At 49.7% G+C, this 17,179-nt stretch carries 14 protein-coding genes; 4 read left to right on the forward strand and 10 right to left on the reverse strand.

Going from position 1 to position 17,179, the window contains the following annotated elements:
* Window positions 1-18 precede the first annotated feature (18 nt).
* A complete protein-coding gene (locus A8709_RS04435; protein WP_065850980.1) occupies window positions 19-198 on the forward strand; it encodes a hypothetical protein in 180 nt (59 codons plus the stop codon).
* A gap of 747 nt (window positions 199-945) precedes the next feature.
* On the opposite strand, the gene A8709_RS04440 is transcribed toward A8709_RS04435, so the two are convergent.
* From A8709_RS04440 to A8709_RS04450, 3 genes are all read right to left on the reverse strand, one after another.
* Window positions 946-1,248: a hypothetical protein gene (locus tag A8709_RS04440; RefSeq protein ID WP_065850981.1), complete on the reverse strand. Its 303-nt coding sequence runs from the start codon at window positions 1,246-1,248 to the stop codon at window positions 946-948.
* A 123-nt stretch (window positions 1,249-1,371) separates the two neighbouring features.
* Window positions 1,372-3,456 (reverse strand): ABC transporter ATP-binding protein, encoded by a 2,085-nt coding sequence (locus A8709_RS04445; protein WP_065851245.1) that lies wholly within the window; start codon window positions 3,454-3,456, stop codon window positions 1,372-1,374.
* 90 nt (window positions 3,457-3,546) lie between these two features.
* A complete protein-coding gene (locus A8709_RS04450; RefSeq protein ID WP_065850982.1) occupies window positions 3,547-5,298 on the reverse strand; it encodes an ABC transporter ATP-binding protein in 1,752 nt (583 codons plus the stop codon).
* Between the two features lie 549 nt (window positions 5,299-5,847).
* Here A8709_RS04450 and A8709_RS34395 point away from each other — a divergent pair.
* Complete coding sequence (locus A8709_RS34395) at window positions 5,848-6,021, forward strand: hypothetical protein (protein WP_167357001.1); 174 nt, start codon at window positions 5,848-5,850, stop codon at window positions 6,019-6,021.
* 68 nt (window positions 6,022-6,089) lie between these two features.
* On the opposite strand, the gene A8709_RS04455 is transcribed toward A8709_RS34395, so the two are convergent.
* The 6 genes from A8709_RS04455 to A8709_RS04480 form a co-directional block, all read right to left on the reverse strand.
* Window positions 6,090-8,285, reverse strand: a complete 2,196-nt coding sequence (locus tag A8709_RS04455) for a HAMP domain-containing sensor histidine kinase (protein WP_065850983.1) — start codon at window positions 8,283-8,285, stop codon at window positions 6,090-6,092.
* Entirely contained in the window at window positions 8,263-8,964 is a 702-nt protein-coding gene (locus A8709_RS04460; RefSeq protein WP_065850984.1) for a response regulator transcription factor, read from the reverse strand. Before A8709_RS04460 ends, A8709_RS04455 begins: the two co-directional genes overlap by 23 nt.
* Before the next feature lie 281 nt (window positions 8,965-9,245).
* On the reverse strand, window positions 9,246-9,500 hold the full coding sequence (locus A8709_RS04465) for a hypothetical protein (RefSeq protein WP_065850985.1): 255 nt from the start codon (window positions 9,498-9,500) through the stop codon (window positions 9,246-9,248).
* A gap of 379 nt (window positions 9,501-9,879) precedes the next feature.
* Window positions 9,880-10,530: a DUF2231 domain-containing protein gene (locus A8709_RS34870; protein ID WP_208607638.1), complete on the reverse strand. Its 651-nt coding sequence runs from the start codon at window positions 10,528-10,530 to the stop codon at window positions 9,880-9,882.
* 117 nt (window positions 10,531-10,647) lie between these two features.
* Window positions 10,648-11,487 (reverse strand): M56 family metallopeptidase, encoded by an 840-nt coding sequence (locus A8709_RS04475; protein ID WP_065850986.1) that lies wholly within the window; start codon window positions 11,485-11,487, stop codon window positions 10,648-10,650.
* 2 nt (window positions 11,488-11,489) lie between these two features.
* Window positions 11,490-11,906 (reverse strand): BlaI/MecI/CopY family transcriptional regulator, encoded by a 417-nt coding sequence (locus A8709_RS04480; protein ID WP_065850987.1) that lies wholly within the window; start codon window positions 11,904-11,906, stop codon window positions 11,490-11,492.
* A 165-nt stretch (window positions 11,907-12,071) separates the two neighbouring features.
* On the opposite strand from A8709_RS04480, the gene A8709_RS34875 reads away from it, so the two are divergent.
* Both A8709_RS34875 and A8709_RS04490 read left to right on the forward strand, forming a co-directional pair.
* Window positions 12,072-12,950, forward strand: a complete 879-nt coding sequence (locus tag A8709_RS34875; protein ID WP_065850988.1) for a pirin family protein — start codon at window positions 12,072-12,074, stop codon at window positions 12,948-12,950.
* A 710-nt stretch (window positions 12,951-13,660) separates the two neighbouring features.
* A complete protein-coding gene (locus tag A8709_RS04490) occupies window positions 13,661-14,473 on the forward strand; it encodes a (2Fe-2S)-binding protein (protein ID WP_084224668.1) in 813 nt (270 codons plus the stop codon).
* A gap of 93 nt (window positions 14,474-14,566) precedes the next feature.
* Here the strand turns inward: A8709_RS04490 and A8709_RS04495 are convergent, their stop codons facing one another.
* Window positions 14,567-17,086 carry a S1C family serine protease gene (locus A8709_RS04495; protein ID WP_065850990.1) on the reverse strand — a complete coding sequence of 840 codons (2,520 nt, stop codon included), beginning with the start codon at window positions 17,084-17,086 and terminating at the stop codon, window positions 14,567-14,569.
* Window positions 17,087-17,179 lie beyond the last annotated feature (93 nt).

Consider the following 17,179-nt stretch of genomic DNA (forward strand, 5'->3'; position numbering starts at 1 on the left):
GGAGGCGTGGATTACGAGATGAGGTGGCTGGTGGGGGGCCGTGAGGGCTGGCGGATTAGCGGTGGCGGCGGATTACGAGTTGAAGCAGGTCGTGGGGCCTTAAGATCTGGCGGATTAGCAGTGGTTCGGATTACTAGAGAGACTGCTCGTGGGGGCCCTGCGGGCTGGCGGCTCGTACTTGCAGGCACACCTCTTTAGCCTCACTTCGAGGCAGATCGGGATTTGCAGCCGTGGAAACCCGTCCCATCAGGAGAACCACTTTCCAGAGCAGCTCCACTGGCGCCTAACTGGATTTTATGTAGCTAATTCCAACGAAATCGACTGATTGAGAGGTTTAACTGGATTTTCTACAGCTATTTGCTGGCTATAAGCACTAGATCGCCATTTCTAGCGAAATTAACTACAGGAAATCCATCTATTTTCACATTTGTGGCATATAGGAAGAAATTAACTGTACTTTTTACAGTTAGTTGTCTGATTTGCCGGGGATATGAGTCCAAGTGTGGTAGTGGCGTGCTGATGTGCTGATGTGCTGGTGTGTGGCGTACCGCTGTGTGGCGTACTGCTGTGTAGCGTACCGCTGTGTGGCGTACCGCTGTGTGGCGTACTGCTGTGTGGCGTACTGCTGTGTGGCGTACCGCTGTGTGGCGTGCTGGTGTGTGACCTGCTGATATGTGGCGTGATGGTATGTGGTGTGCTGCTGTGTGGCGTGCTGCTGTGTGGCGCGCTGGTGTTTTGCTGCAATTTGTTGTGTTGTGTCTTATTCTGCCTTGCGCTGTGCTATAAGTAACCTTGTGAATGTTCTTGAGTAGCTTTGTCTTATTTACTATTCAGTCGGCTAATATGTACGTTCGATTTGCTGCTCCGTGAGCCATCAACCTAAATAAACAACAAAAAAACGGATGCGCTTCTTTCGAAGCCATCCGTTTTCTCATACCATGCCTACTATCGTCCCTTCGACAACTCTTTCAAGTTCAATCCTGACATCAGCAGTCCGCCGAATCGGAAAACGTAGCCAAGCAAAGGGATGAGACTGAGGAACGCCATGACGATGTTGATGATCGTTTTGACCGTAGTCCCGTTGCCTGTGAGAATGGCAAATACCAAATTCACGAAGACGAGCGGGATCACCCATGAGCATGACCACGCATAAACAAAAGGGATCAGACCAAGTAAATACCCTACTGCAATACCAACTTCGGACAGCAGCTGCAATAAGTTTAAAAGACGAATTGTCTCTGAACGCATAACGACTCCTCCATTTCGTGCAAACCTGAATTGCTTTTATTGTAACATATTGGAAAGTTGGAGTCGTTAGCCTTTTGTCGCGTTTCGTCCACGACTCGCGACGGAGTCCTTGCGCCCAAACGCCTACAGGTTGCTACGCACTTCGTCCTCCGCAGCAGCCGCAGCAATCTCCGGATGTCCAGCCTGCAGCTGATACATCTGGTAGTACCGCCCGAGGAGCGCCATCAGCTCCTCATGGCTGCCGCGCTCGACGATCTCGCCGTGGTCGAGCACAAGAATGAGGTCGGCGCTGCGAATCGTCGACAATCTATGGGCAATGATGAAGGTGGTACGCCCCTTCTTCAATACATCGAGCGCGGCCTGAATGATGGCCTCGGTCTCCGTGTCGATGGAGGCCGTCGCCTCATCGAGGATCAAGATCGCCGGGTCGAACGCCAGCGCCCGGGCAAAAGAGATCAGCTGCCGCTGCCCAGCAGACAGCGTGCTGCCCTTCTCGATGACAGGCTCATCGAGGCCGTTCGGCAGCGCACCAAGCATTTCCGCTGCGCCGACCTCGCGCAGCGCCGCTTCCACCCGTTCCCGGGTGATAGACGGATCGTCCAAGGAGACATTGGACGCAATCGTCCCCGTGAACAGGAACGGATCCTGCAGCACGATGCCCATGTGCTGGCGAAGCTGCTGCTTCGATAACTCGCGGATGTCACGGCCATCCACCGTGATGCGCCCTTCGTTAACCTCGTAGAACCGGAAGAGCAGGTTCAGGATGGAACTTTTGCCTGAGCCGGTGTGACCCACTAGGGCAACGGTTTGCCCTTGCTTGGCCTCGAAGGTGATGTCCTTGAGGACATCCTCCCCTTCTTTGTAGGCGAAGCGAACGTGCTCGAAGCTCACGTGGCCCTTGTAACGGTCTGCTTTTTCAGCTGCGACGTCGATACCTTGCTCATCCAGCAGCTCGAATACGCGGTCTGCCGATACAATTGCTCGCTCCAAGTTCGGGAGCTGATTCACAATACCTACCATCGGATGGAACATCCGGTTGAGGTAATCAACGAAGGCGTAGAGGACGCCGACGGTAATCAGGGTATTCAGCGAACTGCCGCCGACATACCAAATCAACCCGAAGAAGAACAGGTTCCGCACCACGTTCATCAAATTATGAGAGGTCAAAGAGTTCAGACTGAGCAGCTTGTTTTGATACCGCGTATATTCCTCGTTGAGGATTTCGAATTCTTCAGTTGTTTCCTTTTGCCGGCGAAAAGCACGAATGATCGTCATCCCTTGAATGGCCTCATTGATCATCCCGTTGATCGCGCTAATACGCTCCCGGATTTCGTGATTGATGGTCGAAGCATACTTACGGTACACAATAATCCAAGCAATGAGCAGTGGAATAATCGGCAATGTGAAGAGCGCCAAACGGTAGTCCAGGATGAAAATAGCTGCAATAATGCCCACAATATAGATCGCACCAGTAAAAAAGTTCGCCAATACCTGCACATACAAATCCCGGACAGACTCGGTGTCGTTCGTAATGCGTGAAACAATTTTGCCCGCAGGCTGATTATCAAAATAATTGATCGGAAGTCGCTGGATTTGCGCGAATACATCTCTGCGCATGCGCTGAATGATGCGGTTCGCCGCGGATTGGAGCAAATATTTCTGCCCGTAGGTAAAGCCGGCTCCCACGAAAATCAGGATCACATAGAATCCCGCCAGCGTCATTAAATCCGCAAATTGCGGCTGATAGAAGGTGTAGAGCTCCTGCACACTTAGCTGTTTCACGGAATATTCGGCCTGCATGCCATCTTGCGTAACTTGCAGCTTACCGCCATCCGCTAGCTTGCGCACCCCATCCCAAGGGAGCGATTGGTCCAGCCATACAAACTTACTCCCGACTTGCAAAATACGAACCTCTTTGCCCTTCGGCTCGCCTTCTGTGAAGTTATCACTCCGCTTATAAAAGGTTCCCGCAAACGCCACAGCCTTCTCGCCCTTTGTCGCGGACTGTGTCTCATACCATGGCTTCTCGATGCCGAGAATGTGGGTGTCAATCATGTGCTTAGCAATGAACGGTCCCGCTAGCTCAGTTGCCACAGCTAAAGATAAGAATACTAGGGCGATGAGCAAGGTTTGCTTGAACTTCGCCGCGTATTGGAACAACCGTTTCCCGGTTTGCTTTGATTTTTTAGTTTGTGCAGCTTGCTTCATTTGTTCTGTTGGCTTCGTTGCCTTCCGTTGTTTCGTTTCTTCCATCAGGAGTCTCACCTTCTTTTCTTTTGTTTCTTTAATCACGATTGTCTACTCCATCCCAACCGTTTCTTCCTCTAACTGCTGCCGGTCGTACTGTTCTTTATACCAGCCGCCATGTGCAAGCAGCGTCTCATGCGTGCCTTCTTCGACGATATAGCCCTCATCCAGCACGACAATCCAGTCCGCATGCTGCACGGCGGAGAGCCGGTGCGTGGTGATCAGGGTTGTTTTTCCAGCTCGTTCGGAGCGAATACCGCGAATAATCTCGGCTTCGGTCTTCGCATCAACCGCGGAGAGTGCGTCGTCGAGCAGGAGAATCTCCGGATCAACGAACAGCGCCCGCGCGATGGACACGCGCTGTTTCTGGCCGCCGGATAAGGCGACGCCTTTTTCCCCGACGAGTGTCTGCAGACCTTCCGGCAGGAACTCGACGTCCTTGCGGAAAGCAGCCAAATCTAGCGCACGCAGCAGTTCTTCTTCGGTACCCTGCGCCTTGCCGAACATGATGTTCTCACGGACGCTTTTGGAGAAAAGAATCGGCTCCTGCGGCACATACCCAATCCAGCTATGAAGCGTATCGATCGCGATCTGCTCAATCGGCGTATCCGTGATCGTGATGCTGCCCTGACCCACCGGGTACTCACGCAGCAGTTGCTTCAATAGTGTTGTTTTGCCGCTGCCTGTTCGGCCGACGATGCCGAGCGTCTGTCCGCGCTCTAGACGGAACGTCATTTTAACCAAATTATCAATAGAGGAGGACGGGTAACGGAAGGTGACTTGTTTAAAATCGATCGAATCCGGCTTCAACTGCGTCGCAGCGTTCGGCGCTTCTTTGACATCGGGCTTGTAGCCGAGTGTTTCGTTCACACGATCTAGCGATGCGTTCCCGCGCTGCATGATATTCATCAGCTCACCGATCGCAAACATCGGCCAAATGAGCATACCCAGGAAGGTATTGAAGGACACCAGCTCACCCAGCGTCAGCTCACTGTGGAACACGAGGAAGCCTCCGTAACAAAGCCCGATCAGGTAAGAAATTCCTACCAGAATTTTGACCGTCGGTTCAAAAAGAGCGTCTATGACCGCTACGGCGATATTTTTGCGATATACATCATCTGTCATCGTCTCGAAGTTGTGTTCACTTGCTTTCTCCTGCACAAAAGCGCGGATCACCCGCACACCTGCAATCGTTTCGAGCACGCGGTCATTCATTTGCCCAAATGCATCCTGCGCAAGGATAAATCGTTCATGGATGCGGCCCCCGTAGATCGTAATGGCGACGGCCATAATCGGCAGTGGCAAAATCGAGGCCAACGTCAGCTTCCAGCTAATGAAAAAGCCCATCATACTAAGGATGGTCACCATGAATAGCGTGGAATCCACGAACGTCAAAATCCCAAAACCCGCTGTCGTCGACACGGCTTGCAGGTCATTCGTCGCTCTCGCCATGAGATCGCCCGTGCGGTTACGTTCATAGAACGTTGGCGTCATCTTCAAGAGCTGTCGCATGAATCGTGAACGAAGCACACGCTCGAGTACGAAGGCCCCGCCGAACAACTGATATAACCAGACATAGGACAGTCCGTAGCCAGCGACGATCAGCACACCCCAAAAGGCGAGTAATTGAACTAATTTGGCCCCCGTCAAGGTGCCCATGTGTATCCCATCAATCGCATAGCCAATCAGCTTCGGCGGCATCACATCAATGATTCCTACGATGATGAGCAGCCCGATGGCGAGGCTGTAGCGTTTCCAATTCATTCTGAAAAACCAAGCTAATTTTTTTAAAACCGTAAACATATATGCATTCACTCCTCTCAAATCGTACCGTTACCTGATAGCCCCAAAGACACAAAAAGACATATCGCACGCAGCGATATGCCTTCTCTCCAATAGAAAAGCGCTCGTTACGAACTTCTCGTAACCCGCGCCTCATAACTAAGCTTATATGAAGGGGTGCTAACTTCCGAACATGCGTATCAATCGCTCGGTCCAGCCAGCGGGTTACCATCTATGAAATTAGGTTGGGCGTGTGTCCATGTATGATGCGCGCGAACATCCATCAACATAATATCCATAGTGAAACCCTCCTTAGCGTTTGGTATGTGCACATGCGTGCTGATCAACTTTTCCAAAAGATGTCTATTCAAACCTTACACGGTGATCTTACCATCCCTCTTCTGAACGTGTCAATCGGAGAAAAAGACTATAACGCAACTATCACAGCCCGACATTTCCGATGTCTATACTCGCCATGAGAAGACTTCTGATTGTCACACATGTTTCAAATTCGAGCCGCATATTCATAAAGTAGTAAGCATTCAGCGCACTCGAAGGGAGTCGATCCGCATGGTAGATCAGGTGTTTGCACTCATGGGTTGGATTGTGGCGTTCGGAACGATCTTAGGCGGCGTCTGCGCCGGTGTTGCCAGGATTATCTCCAGAGACTCGATTAAGTATGACATGATTTTCTTGTGGGACAACCGGTATACGTTGGAGGAGTTAGAGCTTAAGACGAGGTAGCTGAAAATAAACAGAGGAGCTAAGCGCAAACGCCTAGCTCCTTTTCTTCTGATGGGCACGATATACGGCTACGCCTGCATCGCCGACAGCACGTCCCGTTTCTCAAATTCAGCAATCACCTTGAATTGGTCACCATCTATGTCAATCGTGAGCGTGCCGCCTTGCAGCTCTACAATGCTCTTAGCGATCGCGAGACCGAGGCCGGAGCCTTCGGTAAAGCGCGACTGGTCGCCCCGCTTGAAGCGCTCGAACAACTCCTCTACGCCATAATTCAACTCGTGCAGCGAGATATTCTGAATGACGAGGATAATGCGCTCTTGATTTTCCGTCAGCGTGACGTAAACACGTGTTCCCGGCAGCGCATATTTCAAGGCGTTGCCGATGAGATTCTCAAAGACGCGCCATGTTTTTTTGCCATCCAGCAGGGCATACATGTGCGGGCTTTGCACATTTACTCGAAAGGCTAGCGTGGATGCCTCGATTTTATCGCTGAACTCCGCTAGGGCCTGTGTGAGCAAGGCGGAGACGTCGACTTTTTCCCAATAAAGCTCCGTTGCACCGCTCGCCATCTTGGATGCTTCGAAGAGATCTTCGATGAGGACCTTGAGCCGCTGCGTTTTCCGATCTAGCACCTCCAGATAGTGCGTGGATTGATCAGCGGACAAGCCTTCTTTTTTAAGTAAATCCACATAATTGATAATGGAGGTTAACGGTGTTTTCAAGTCGTGTGAAACATTCGTAATCAGCTCCGTTTTGAGCCGATCGCTAACCCGTTGTTTCTCGAGCGAAAGCTGCAAGCCGTACTTCAAATTGTTAATGTTCATCGCCATGCGGGACAGTTGGCCTTTCCCTTTGGCTGGCAGGGTCACATCGAAGTTGCCTTGCGACATTTGTTCCACGCCTTTGATGATGGCACGAAGCTGCTTAATCTTCCGCATCATGTAAGGCAGCACGACAAGGAGGAACATGATGTACCAGGCAAACGTGAACAGGATAACAAACTCTTCGCCCTGTGAAGCAACGACACATACTGGCAGGAAGCCCATAATTGCGATGATCGCCATAAAAGCTACTAGCTTGAAGCGTAAACCTCTCTGCTCAAGAGCCTCTTTCGTCGTTTGCCAGAAGGACGCGGTTAAACTGCTCCTCCATTCTCTGGCAAGCTCTTCCGGATGTGCGAGCAATGTGAAGGCACCACGAATACCGCTGCTTACTAGGACAAGCAAAGCCGATGCGATGATAACGATACTGATTTGATATAAGCTTATATAGGTCGGGGACCAGTAATAGATCTCATTTTTCATCAGGATACCGAACAGCGCAATTGCTGAGATGAAAGTCGTCCAAGCCCGTACATCGAGCGGAAAGCGTTCCCTTACCACCGTTTGGATATGGATTAGCGACATGTCATCTGTCCGATATTTTCTTGCCAAGTAGGTAAGTGCGAGTGTGAGAACCACAAGTGCTGCAAGCAAGTAAACCGTTGCTGTCGCATGCCGCTTCATGGACTGATAGGAGAGATAATCTGCTTGAATAATGCCAGAGCCTTGCGATGGGTTCAAGATGTAGTACGTAGCATTGACCTGATCATCATTCACTGCAACATACATTCGGTTCGGTTCATCGATTTTGGGTAATGTCAGTGTATACATGAACGCCTGTTGATCTATCTTTTTTTGCAGCGCTTCCTGTGCGATATTGCTATAGGTTTCACCCGTTTTCAAATTTTTCACGACGTAGTTAAGTGATTTTAGACGATTATCCAGACTCGTCTTGGCTGCCATGAATTGCTTTTGCTTAGCGGCGATTGCCACCTTCAGATTTTGTTGAAAAGTCGCTTCCTTCTCCTTATTCAACTCCGCAATTTTCGCATCTCTTTCAGCTTCGAGCTGATCTACCTCTGTATTATTTTCACGGCTGCGAGCCGCTTCGATGCGCTGCCTGTACTTCTGCTCCAGATTGTTGATGCGATCTTGTACGGTTCGTTCCGCATCTTGCCTCACATTATAATACTCATTATTGCCGAGTTGTTCCTCGGGCGTTTTCTCACTAAAATGCGGAGCCTCCAGGTAATATAACTCAATGTTCTGATAAACGGAATTCATTTCCCTGGCGAATGCCCCGCTTTTGAAATAGGCGTAATCACCGAAGTACACGCTGTTCTTATAGACATTCGTCGCAGCGAATAATGTCAATGTCCACATGACGAAAACAATGACAAGGAGCACGCGCAGGGTCGATTTATTTCTCCATTTTATAGCCAACACCCCACACCACCTTCAAATATTTCGGATCCTTCGGATTGATTTCGATTTTCTCACGAATTCTGCGCACATGCACAGCCACGGTATTCTCAGCATGGAAGGAGGGGTCTTTCCACACCTTTTCATAAATGTCATCAATGGAAAATACACGTCCCTTATTCACCATCAACAGCTCCAAAATTTTGAATTCTGTTGGGGTCATACGCACATCCTCACCATCAACTGTGACTTCCTTGGTAACTTGATTGAGCACAAGGCCGCGAACGCTTAATGCCTCGCCTGCTGCCTTTTCCGTCGTGCCAAAGGGTCCTAGCGTCGTGTAGCGCCTTAACTGCGACTTCACTCTGGCAATCAGCTCTAGCGGATTGAATGGCTTCGTTACATAATCGTCAGCGCCAACATTGAGGCCGACAATTTTGTCCGTATCCTCCGTTTTGGCGGAAAGCATCAGAATCGGCACATTGCGGCTCTCTCTGATCTTGAATGTCGCTTGAATTCCGTCCATCTGCGGCATCATTATATCGAGGATGATCAAATGGATCTCCTTGTCCTCCAGCACACGCAACGCTTCAAGACCGTTGTTCGCTTTGATGACTTCCATGCCTTCACCTTTCAAATAAATCTCAATCGCTTCCTGAATGTCGATATCGTCATCGACGACAAGCACCTGGTATTTCATTGCGTCAACGCACCCTTTTTTCTTCATCTCACTTCAACCCGCCGTATTAGCCTAATAATAATAGACACTATTTACAAAACAGTTACTAAAATTCTTACGAAATTATGAAGACAAGTCTGACAAACGATTCGTCTCTTTAGTGTAGCATGGAAGTACCCGTTTCATCATGAGGTCTGTACAAGCAGTACGCGTTGGAAAACGCAAAAAAGCCGTCTCCACTGTAGTTATAACTACGGGATACGGCCTTGAAAGCTCCACGTGGGAATCGGGGATTACTGTGTTTATTCCAGATTGGCGAGTCGTTCCTTATCTTCATCTAAGGATTCCATAGCTTGCTGCACTGCAGGGCTGTCGGATTGAGCGCTTGCCTGGGAGACGGCATTTCCCGCCTTGGAAATGGCGTTCTGCGCATCTTCCGTCGTTTGCGCTGTCGGGTGAGATAGGGCATGTTTTACCGCTTGATGAACATTATCTACGGAATTCTGTGCGGATGAGATTGGATTTTGCGATTGCAAGCTTGAGTCAGTTTTCGTCATATCGTGGTTGGTGCCTCCTCAAAAGGATATGTAGTACCTTTGCTAGGATGAGGTATCTGAGGCCATTTTATTCGCAGCTTCCTCGCACTTAAATAGAAGCATGCGAAACGTGCCTATTTCTTCTATATTCGGTGTATTTAGACGAATAGGCACTCCGCAGATGCTTATTGCCTCTGCTGCATCATACTTCGACCCTCATGTGGCAGAATAAGCATTCTAGGCGTGCTTAAGCGGTACGGGTCGAGGGCTACGGGGAGCATAGGCACTCTCTGCGTGCCTATTTTGAATGCGCGCGTTGGGCGTGCTCGCTGGAACAACCAGCATGCACGCAGCAAAAAAGGGATATCCAGTCGCTGATCAGCGCGGATATCCCTTGGTATTATTTCGCTGGTGCAGGAGAAGCCTGCGCTCCTTGGCTGCCTTGAGTACCGGAGCCACCTGTTCCACCTTGGCCCTGTCCTTGTTTGCCTTGTCCTTGCTGGCCCTGTCCTTGGCCACCTTGGCCACCCTGTCCTTGCTGGCCTTGTCCCTGACCGCCTTGGCCACCTTGACCTGGACCCTGTCCTTGGCCGCCAAAGCCGCCGTTGCCACCAGGCCCACCCTGCATACCAGGCCCTCCGCCTGGAAAGCCTGTCATATCGCGGTGCACCATTTTGCCGCCAAGATGCCCTGTGTAACTAACGAGCAGCACCGCTGCAAGCGAAGCAACGAGAAAGATCGGGTTGCGGCCGATTTCGAGTTTTTTCCACACGAGTAAGCCTACGCGCACAACAGCCAGCACAATCGCGAGTGTCATCGTGATCTTCGCGTAAAATTCGTGGGAGCTGACAAGCGTATTCCGCGACTCTGGCCCCGTCATCACGCTGGCAATCGCGCCAAGCGCCCCAACTACGAGGCACAGCATGCCCGCTGAGTGCCATTCTTTCTTTTTAAAAATAAGTGCAGCTACATCAAAAACAAAGCTAAAAATCAAAAGCGCAATCGGTACGTGGATAAATATAAAATGCAGATTTTTCATTATGTAGTCCATGCTATTCTCTCCCTTATATCTCCGAAAATAGTTACACTACAAAGTGTAGTGTTCATGGTCATAAATGTCAATTCTTTTCTGACAAGCCTATTTTCGCACATGCCAAAAAGGGCTTATTCACATAAGCCCCATTACGAATAGGAAGATGAGTATGGAAATCGCCAGTCGAGCGAGCGGCCAACGTAACGTTACCTGTTTCTGCGGATCCAAAATATGCTGAATGCGCACATTCATCGACGTCTCTGCGAAGGAAGCGTGCGAGAGTGGAAACCGCGGCTTGGCTGTTTGTTTCAGCATTTTGAGCAGCGCACTGCCTAAGTCGGTTGCTTGTTCCATTTGTTCAATCGCATACTTATCTGCTCGAAGCTCAATCATCATGGGATATTTGTGCGCGATCCAATGAAAAATAGGGATGTAACGCATCGCTTTGGAAATCATCGCAAGCAGGAAAATCGCTCCTGGATCCCGATGCTGCACATGGCATTTCTCATGCTCAATTACTGCACGCAGCTCGTTTGGCTCCAGCATGTCCATGAGTCCTGTGGAAACGAGAATGCGCGGCCTCCATAATCCAATGGTCATAGCCAGCGAGACGGGATAGCGAACGATCTGGAGTTGTTGCGCTGTAAGCTGAAAGCTTTCCGCATACTGAGCCGACAGCTCCGCGTCGTGATAGGTCTTCACGAGCTTATTCGCCTTCAGCACGTCATAGCCATGCTTGATCGCGATCCAAATCATCGTACCCAATGTGTAAAGAATCAACAGGTTTACCAAGGTCATAGGCACGGGCCCCGGCACATGCAGATAGTGAAAAAGAATCATACACAAATCGAATATGTTATGTGAGGGTCGTAAGTGAAGTAAATGTCCAAGTAGGAAGGCAACCATCTGCCAAACAATCGTGCCACCAATCACCAGTGCAGCCGCGTACAGCCATTTAAACCGCGATTCCGTCATCGTTATCGATCCTTTTTGAGAAGTAGAATGTGCTGCTCCAACTGGTCCAGAAGCTCGGGGTCCACTTTATCGAGAGCATCGACCATATGGGTAACCGCCAAGGAGCCAAACTGTTCAATGAGGTCAAATGTCAGCTCTTTGGATTGCGTGTCCATGAACTCTTCAATGGTGACAACCGGCTTATACTGAAACGATCTGGCGACAGATTGCTTCTGTAAAATCCCTTTATCCACCAACCGATTCATCACGGTCATCACGGTATTGAAATTGATTGCTTTGTCACCGTCCAGCTTGAGTTGGACGTCTTTGATCGTCATTTCTGCGGAGTTCGTCCAGAGAATTTCCATGATTCGAGACTCTAGTGGACCGAAAAAGCGGTTCAATCCGCTCTCCTTCAACTTAAAGTTAGGCATCTTCATGTTAGGCCACACTCCTTACACTATCGATTGTAGTGCTGCCATGGGGAGGAAGTCAAGAATCGATGTGCGGATGAGGAAATACCTTTTGACATCAGGAGGAGACGGCGGTATAATACTTACATAAAGTAAGTTGTTAAAAATAATATAGTTAAGGGAGCGATTCTCATGCGTATTCAAATATATGGCGTGAATGAGCAAGGCGTTGGCGCATTTGATAATGGGAAGTTCATCGAACAACGGGCAATTAGCTTTCCTGGCGAAAAAACAGCGGTAGACCGCGTCGGCCCCCTTTTCTACTGGGCATGGGGCAAAGCGACCGATGTCTCGGAAATCGGTTTGCATCCGCACAAAGCATTCGAAATCGTCACGTACGTGATCGATGGGCTTGTGGAGCACCGCGACACGCTAGGTTCCTTAGAAACCGTGACAAACGGTGGTGCGCAAGTGATTCAAGCAGGTTCAGGCGTCTCCCACGCCGAAGCATTCCGCAGAGCAGGCAGCGAAGCCATGCAGATCTGGTTCGAGCCTCATTTGAGCGAAACGGTGAAGAAGCCAGCCACCTATCGCCAGTACAACCACGAGCAATTCCCCGTCCGCGTGCAAAATGGCGTTACGCTGAAATCAGTGATCGGCGGGGATGCTCCTATTCAGCTGGACGCCGACGTTCGGCTGTATGATTGGGAGCTAGCGCCTGGTACAGCCTTCAGCTATAGCTTGGAGCCAGGCCGCAGGTTGGCTATGCTCGTGATTCGCGGGCATGGCGCGGGCATGGTTGCCGCGGCGGGGCTTGGGGCTGCGGGTGAGATGGGGCAAGAGCTAGAGCAAGGTCAAGAGCAAGGTCAAGAGCAAGGTCAAGAGCAAGGGCAAGGGCAAGAGCAAGGGCAAGGGCAAGAGCGCAAATCCTTGTCACACAAGGATTTTGTAGTGGTGCAAGCGAGCGGTGAAAGCGAGGCTCTTCACCTGCAAGCCGACAGCGCGGAAGGTATGCGCCTCATTGCGATCGACGTGCCGGAGAATCCGGGCTACGCACTGTACCGCAAGTAAGCTAGGATCGCTTAGCTTCTATAAGCAGCAAACAGCAACGGAGATCACAGTCCAACATCTCTAAGCGCCAGCAACAACGGAAAACACTCGTACAGCATCTCTAATCGCCGAACAGCGACGCAGATCACCTGTACAGCATTTCAAAGCACCGACAGCAACGGAGATCCACTCACAGCATCTCTAAGCACCGAACAGTAACGGAGATCCACTCACAGCATCTCTAAGCACCGAACAGTAACGGAGATCCACTCACAGTTTATAGCGCCTCCCAGTCCACACGGATTGGGGGGCTTTGTCTTTCTTTAGGTGCACGATAGCTCCTCTCCTTTCTCCCCTCCCCAACACATCCCCATCTCAAACCAACGCCAACCTTACTCCCATTTCCAACTAGCCAGCACTCCTACCGAATTAGATGGATTTCCTCCAGCTATTCAGAGCGGTTTAGCCGCTTTTTCTCAATTAAATGGAAAACATACAGCTAATATCGACCATTTCCCCTTGGAACGCCGATAATCGCAAATATAACTGCACCTTTTCCATCTATCCGTCCATTTCTGTGAATATGTAGCTAATTACATGTACATTTTCCATTTAAAAGCAGGATCCTCTTCCTTTTCTGAAAGATACCAAATTGACACTTCAGTCTGGCATCTAGTATGATCAACGTAAAGCATTGATAACGATTATCATTATTAAATTGGAGCGTGCTAATGATGCCCATCGAGTCGAACGTTGATTTTTCGCTAGTTGAAAGTTACTTTCACATTTCACCCAAAGGGATGGAGCACCCGCTTCTGCACATCCCAGGACGGCAGCTAGTAGATGGCGCCACCATGCTTGATATCCTGCAGCAGGGCCAAACTTTGCTTCGAGGCAAAGGACTCGATATTTCGGCATCGTTCTTAGGGCGCACGCTTTTTCATTTGGTGGCTACAAACTACCTTTTCTTAGCCCAGTACAATCAATGGTTAGTTTTTGATCTCGAGAATATCGCATTTGAGGTGGAAAATCACGGCGACCATGCCCACGCAGGCTATAAAATCATTCATCTCCAATGGAAGAAAGTTCCGACGGAAGACCGTGATCTTTTCATTGAGTTGGAGATGCGCGCCCTATTTGCAAATCTCATCGTTCCCGTCATGACGGTCATCGCTCAACAGGCGAAAGTAAATCAAGCCATGATGTGGAACCAATTTGCATCTAGAATGACTTTCGTCCGTGACTATGTGATGGAAAATGACCCTCGCCCCCATGTCCGAGAGCAGTTCGCGGCTGACTACGATGCCCTGACAAAGCAGTTCACGCCCGATGTTTTTGGCCATAAGGTAAACCCTTTCGCCCATGAGCCGTGCTACATAGACAGCCCTTATCAAGAAGGCAAGCAGATGCTGATTCGCTCTTCCTGTTGCTTGTACTACCGCCGCGAAGACGGCCAAAAATGCTTCAACTGCCCGCTCCTCAAAGATTCACAACGCGAAGAAATGCGCGTACAGATTAAGCAAGCCAGTGCCGCGGCTGGATAAGACCTTCACAACAAAGCAAAGCCCCCGAGATCATCCTCGGGGGCTTTCATTATTTGAACCATTGGAAATCAACGACACTTAAGCTTATTTACTCTATTTCCCGCCCGTACCGTTCACGAAGGTGAACGAAGTGAACGCTTTATTCAACCGTGCGACATTGGCGTCGGTGCCAACGGCATCATCGATACGCAACGTCACAGTGTAGTTAATTTGTTTCCGAGTAAACAGATACACGGTTTCCGTATAAGGGATATGCTTTTTCGTATAACTCACCGTGTACTTCTTGGCTTTCACATCACCGAATAACGTGACGTCCTCGGACGTGTATTTGTAGTCACTATCGTTGTTGTGATTGGTCTTTTGCCCATCCTCAGCATCTTTCACCATGTCGGCGTAAGCTTTTTTGCTGTCGGTATCCACACGCAAGTAACCGCCTGTGAAGTTAAATGACTTCGACACAGGATCACTGCCATCGTAAGAGCGGATGGACGTCCATTGCTCAGGAATACGCAGCGTGTAGTTGAACTTCTCGTTCTTGTACAGAGTTGTTTGATCCGGGTCCGTGATCTCATCGAGATCCTGAATGAAGCCCAGCTCCCCATCCATCGTCTCTTTATTGACGGAGATGGAAGCCACCATTTTATCCCAAGCCTTCTCAAGTTCTTCCCCTTGATCAGCTTGCGGGTAGGTCATCTGTACCTCGTATTTATACTTGTCTTTGATGAAAAAGAGCGAACTTCCCGCTTCCCACTCATCTCCCAAGGAACTCGCATAGCTTACTTTCCAAGCAGGTACACCAGCTACAGTCAGCTCTACCGGCTTGTCTACACGACGATAATCTGCGGTATACTGCGCTTCGAATTTCCCGGTCTCCCGGTCTATCCAGTTCTGCAGCGTATCACCAGAAGAAGCTGAAGTCACATTAACATGAACGGCTTGAGAATAATCATCGTTATAAAAAGAGGTGCTTCCGCCATGATCCTGCTGCCATTCCGCAGGCAAATCAATCGATAGCCCATACTCACTGGTGTACGTTACATCGTCGGAATTAAAAACGGAGATATCCTTCAGAGACCCATCCGCGTTATTAAAAGATAGCTTAAAGCTATCGAGTAGATCGTTGTAGATGTTTTGCTTGGAATGATTCGTGTACTGCTCTTTCGTAACGAATAATTGTACGGTATACAACCGACCGCCGTGGACGTAGCCGCGTGTCTGCACGTAGCCTTCCTCGCCGGAGCGGCTTACGACTTTGGCATAGGGACTTTCTGCGCGTTTCACATACTGGCGCTCTAGAATCGTCGTGCCTCCGCTCGAATAATTACTGCTATCATCACCTGCTAGTTTGTTCAGTAAGGCAGATGGTGACAGATCATCACTTTGATCATCGTCGACGTGAATGGCAAGGGCGAATTCACCTTTGGCATCGATGAAGCTGATGGAGTCGCCATCGTCGGATTGCTGTCTTTTGACAAGACCAGCCGGATATTTCATCGACCAGCCGAAGTGGCTGTCGCCAATCTTCGTTTTGCCGCTGTCTGCATCGATCGAGGTTCCACCCTCGTTATCCCCCGTTAACGTCACTTCTTTGCTAGCTAGCTCGCCAAGTTTCACTGTCTTGGTAATCGTCGCAGCACCTGATTGGAGCTTAATATCGACCGATTGGCCGGGTAAATAGGTTTTGATCGCCTCGTTGTAGTCCACGAGTGTTTTCACTGCGCTGTTGCCGACAGAGACCAGGATCTCGTCTTGCTCAATGCCCGCCTCAGCCGCTGGTGAGTCTGCATCAACATAAGACACTCTAAGTCCTGTTGAGCTCGGTAAACCTACGACAGCTTCCCAGCTTTCTTCCAGTTCTAGCCCTAAGTAGGCGCGCTTCACTTTGCCATACAGCTCAAAATTCTTCAACACATACTTCACTGTATCCACGGGAATAGCAAATCCGAGATTCTCCACGCCCAAATCGGCGTATTTCATCGTATTAATTCCGATAACTTCACCCTTCATATTGATCAGGGCGCCGCCGCTATTGCCGGGATTGATAGCCGCATCCGTCTGAATGAGCTGATACTGCGAGCTCACAGAGCGGTCTAGACCGCTGACAATACCGACTGTAACGGAGTTGCGGAGGGCGAACGAAATCGGCGTGCCAATCGCCGCCACAGTTTCCCCAACTTTAATATCCGAAGAGGATGCAAAAGTAGCTGGTTTTAAGCCTGTTGCGTCGATCTTCACTAACGCCAGATCGCTCTCCTCATCTATGTTCGACGCGTGCCCACGATAGGTTGTTCCATCTGAGGTGACGACGACGATGTTTTTCATATTTTTCACGACATGCGCATTGGTTACAATCACGCCGTTCGATGCCACAATGACACCCGTGCCGTGTGCAAGGTTAAATCGATTCGTCTCTAACGACTTGTCCATCTCGGAGGATGGCTTTCCAATAATGGCAACTACGGAAGGTGAAGCTTTCTCGATCACCTGCGGAATTTCTGCATTCACTTCAGCTGCATACGCATGCGAAGACACTGGCTGTGCAACCACCCCAAGTACGAAGGCTGCGAGCAGCGTGATGCCCCCTTTTTTCATCCAAACTTTCCAATTCCCCATAGTGTCGTTCCTCTCTTAACAAAAGTTGGCAATAGCTAGAATCTAGCACACTTCTGATAGAGAGACAATATAAATATTTCCACAAAAAGGTAA

The organism is Paenibacillus pectinilyticus, from assembly GCF_001700435.1.
In the GTDB taxonomy this organism is placed as follows: domain Bacteria; phylum Bacillota; class Bacilli; order Paenibacillales; family NBRC-103111; genus Paenibacillus_E; species Paenibacillus_E pectinilyticus.

What these genes read in the sequence shown, in the direction of transcription:
- A8709_RS04435 (WP_065850980.1), top strand. Translation starts at nt 19, where the DNA reads ATGAGGTGGCTGGTGGGGGGCCGTGAGGGCTGGCGGATTAGCGGTGGC.
- A8709_RS04440 (WP_065850981.1), bottom strand. Translation starts at nt 1,248, where the DNA reads ATGCGTTCAGAGACAATTCGTCTTTTAAACTTATTGCAGCTGCTGTCC.
- A8709_RS04445 (WP_065851245.1), bottom strand. Translation starts at nt 3,456, where the DNA reads ATGAAGCAAGCTGCACAAACTAAAAAATCAAAGCAAACCGGGAAACGG.
- A8709_RS04450 (WP_065850982.1), bottom strand. Translation starts at nt 5,298, where the DNA reads ATGTTTACGGTTTTAAAAAAATTAGCTTGGTTTTTCAGAATGAATTGG.
- A8709_RS34395 (WP_167357001.1), top strand. Translation starts at nt 5,848, where the DNA reads ATGGTAGATCAGGTGTTTGCACTCATGGGTTGGATTGTGGCGTTCGGA.
- A8709_RS04460 (WP_065850984.1), bottom strand. Translation starts at nt 8,964, where the DNA reads ATGAAATACCAGGTGCTTGTCGTCGATGACGATATCGACATTCAGGAA.
- A8709_RS04465 (WP_065850985.1), bottom strand. Translation starts at nt 9,500, where the DNA reads ATGACGAAAACTGACTCAAGCTTGCAATCGCAAAATCCAATCTCATCC.
- A8709_RS34870 (WP_208607638.1), bottom strand. Translation starts at nt 10,530, where the DNA reads ATGGACTACATAATGAAAAATCTGCATTTTATATTTATCCACGTACCG.
- A8709_RS04475 (WP_065850986.1), bottom strand. Translation starts at nt 11,487, where the DNA reads ATGACGGAATCGCGGTTTAAATGGCTGTACGCGGCTGCACTGGTGATT.
- A8709_RS04480 (WP_065850987.1), bottom strand. Translation starts at nt 11,906, where the DNA reads ATGAAGATGCCTAACTTTAAGTTGAAGGAGAGCGGATTGAACCGCTTT.
- A8709_RS34875 (WP_065850988.1), top strand. Translation starts at nt 12,072, where the DNA reads ATGCGTATTCAAATATATGGCGTGAATGAGCAAGGCGTTGGCGCATTT.
- A8709_RS04490 (WP_084224668.1), top strand. Translation starts at nt 13,661, where the DNA reads ATGATGCCCATCGAGTCGAACGTTGATTTTTCGCTAGTTGAAAGTTAC.
- A8709_RS04495 (WP_065850990.1), bottom strand. Translation starts at nt 17,086, where the DNA reads ATGGGGAATTGGAAAGTTTGGATGAAAAAAGGGGGCATCACGCTGCTC.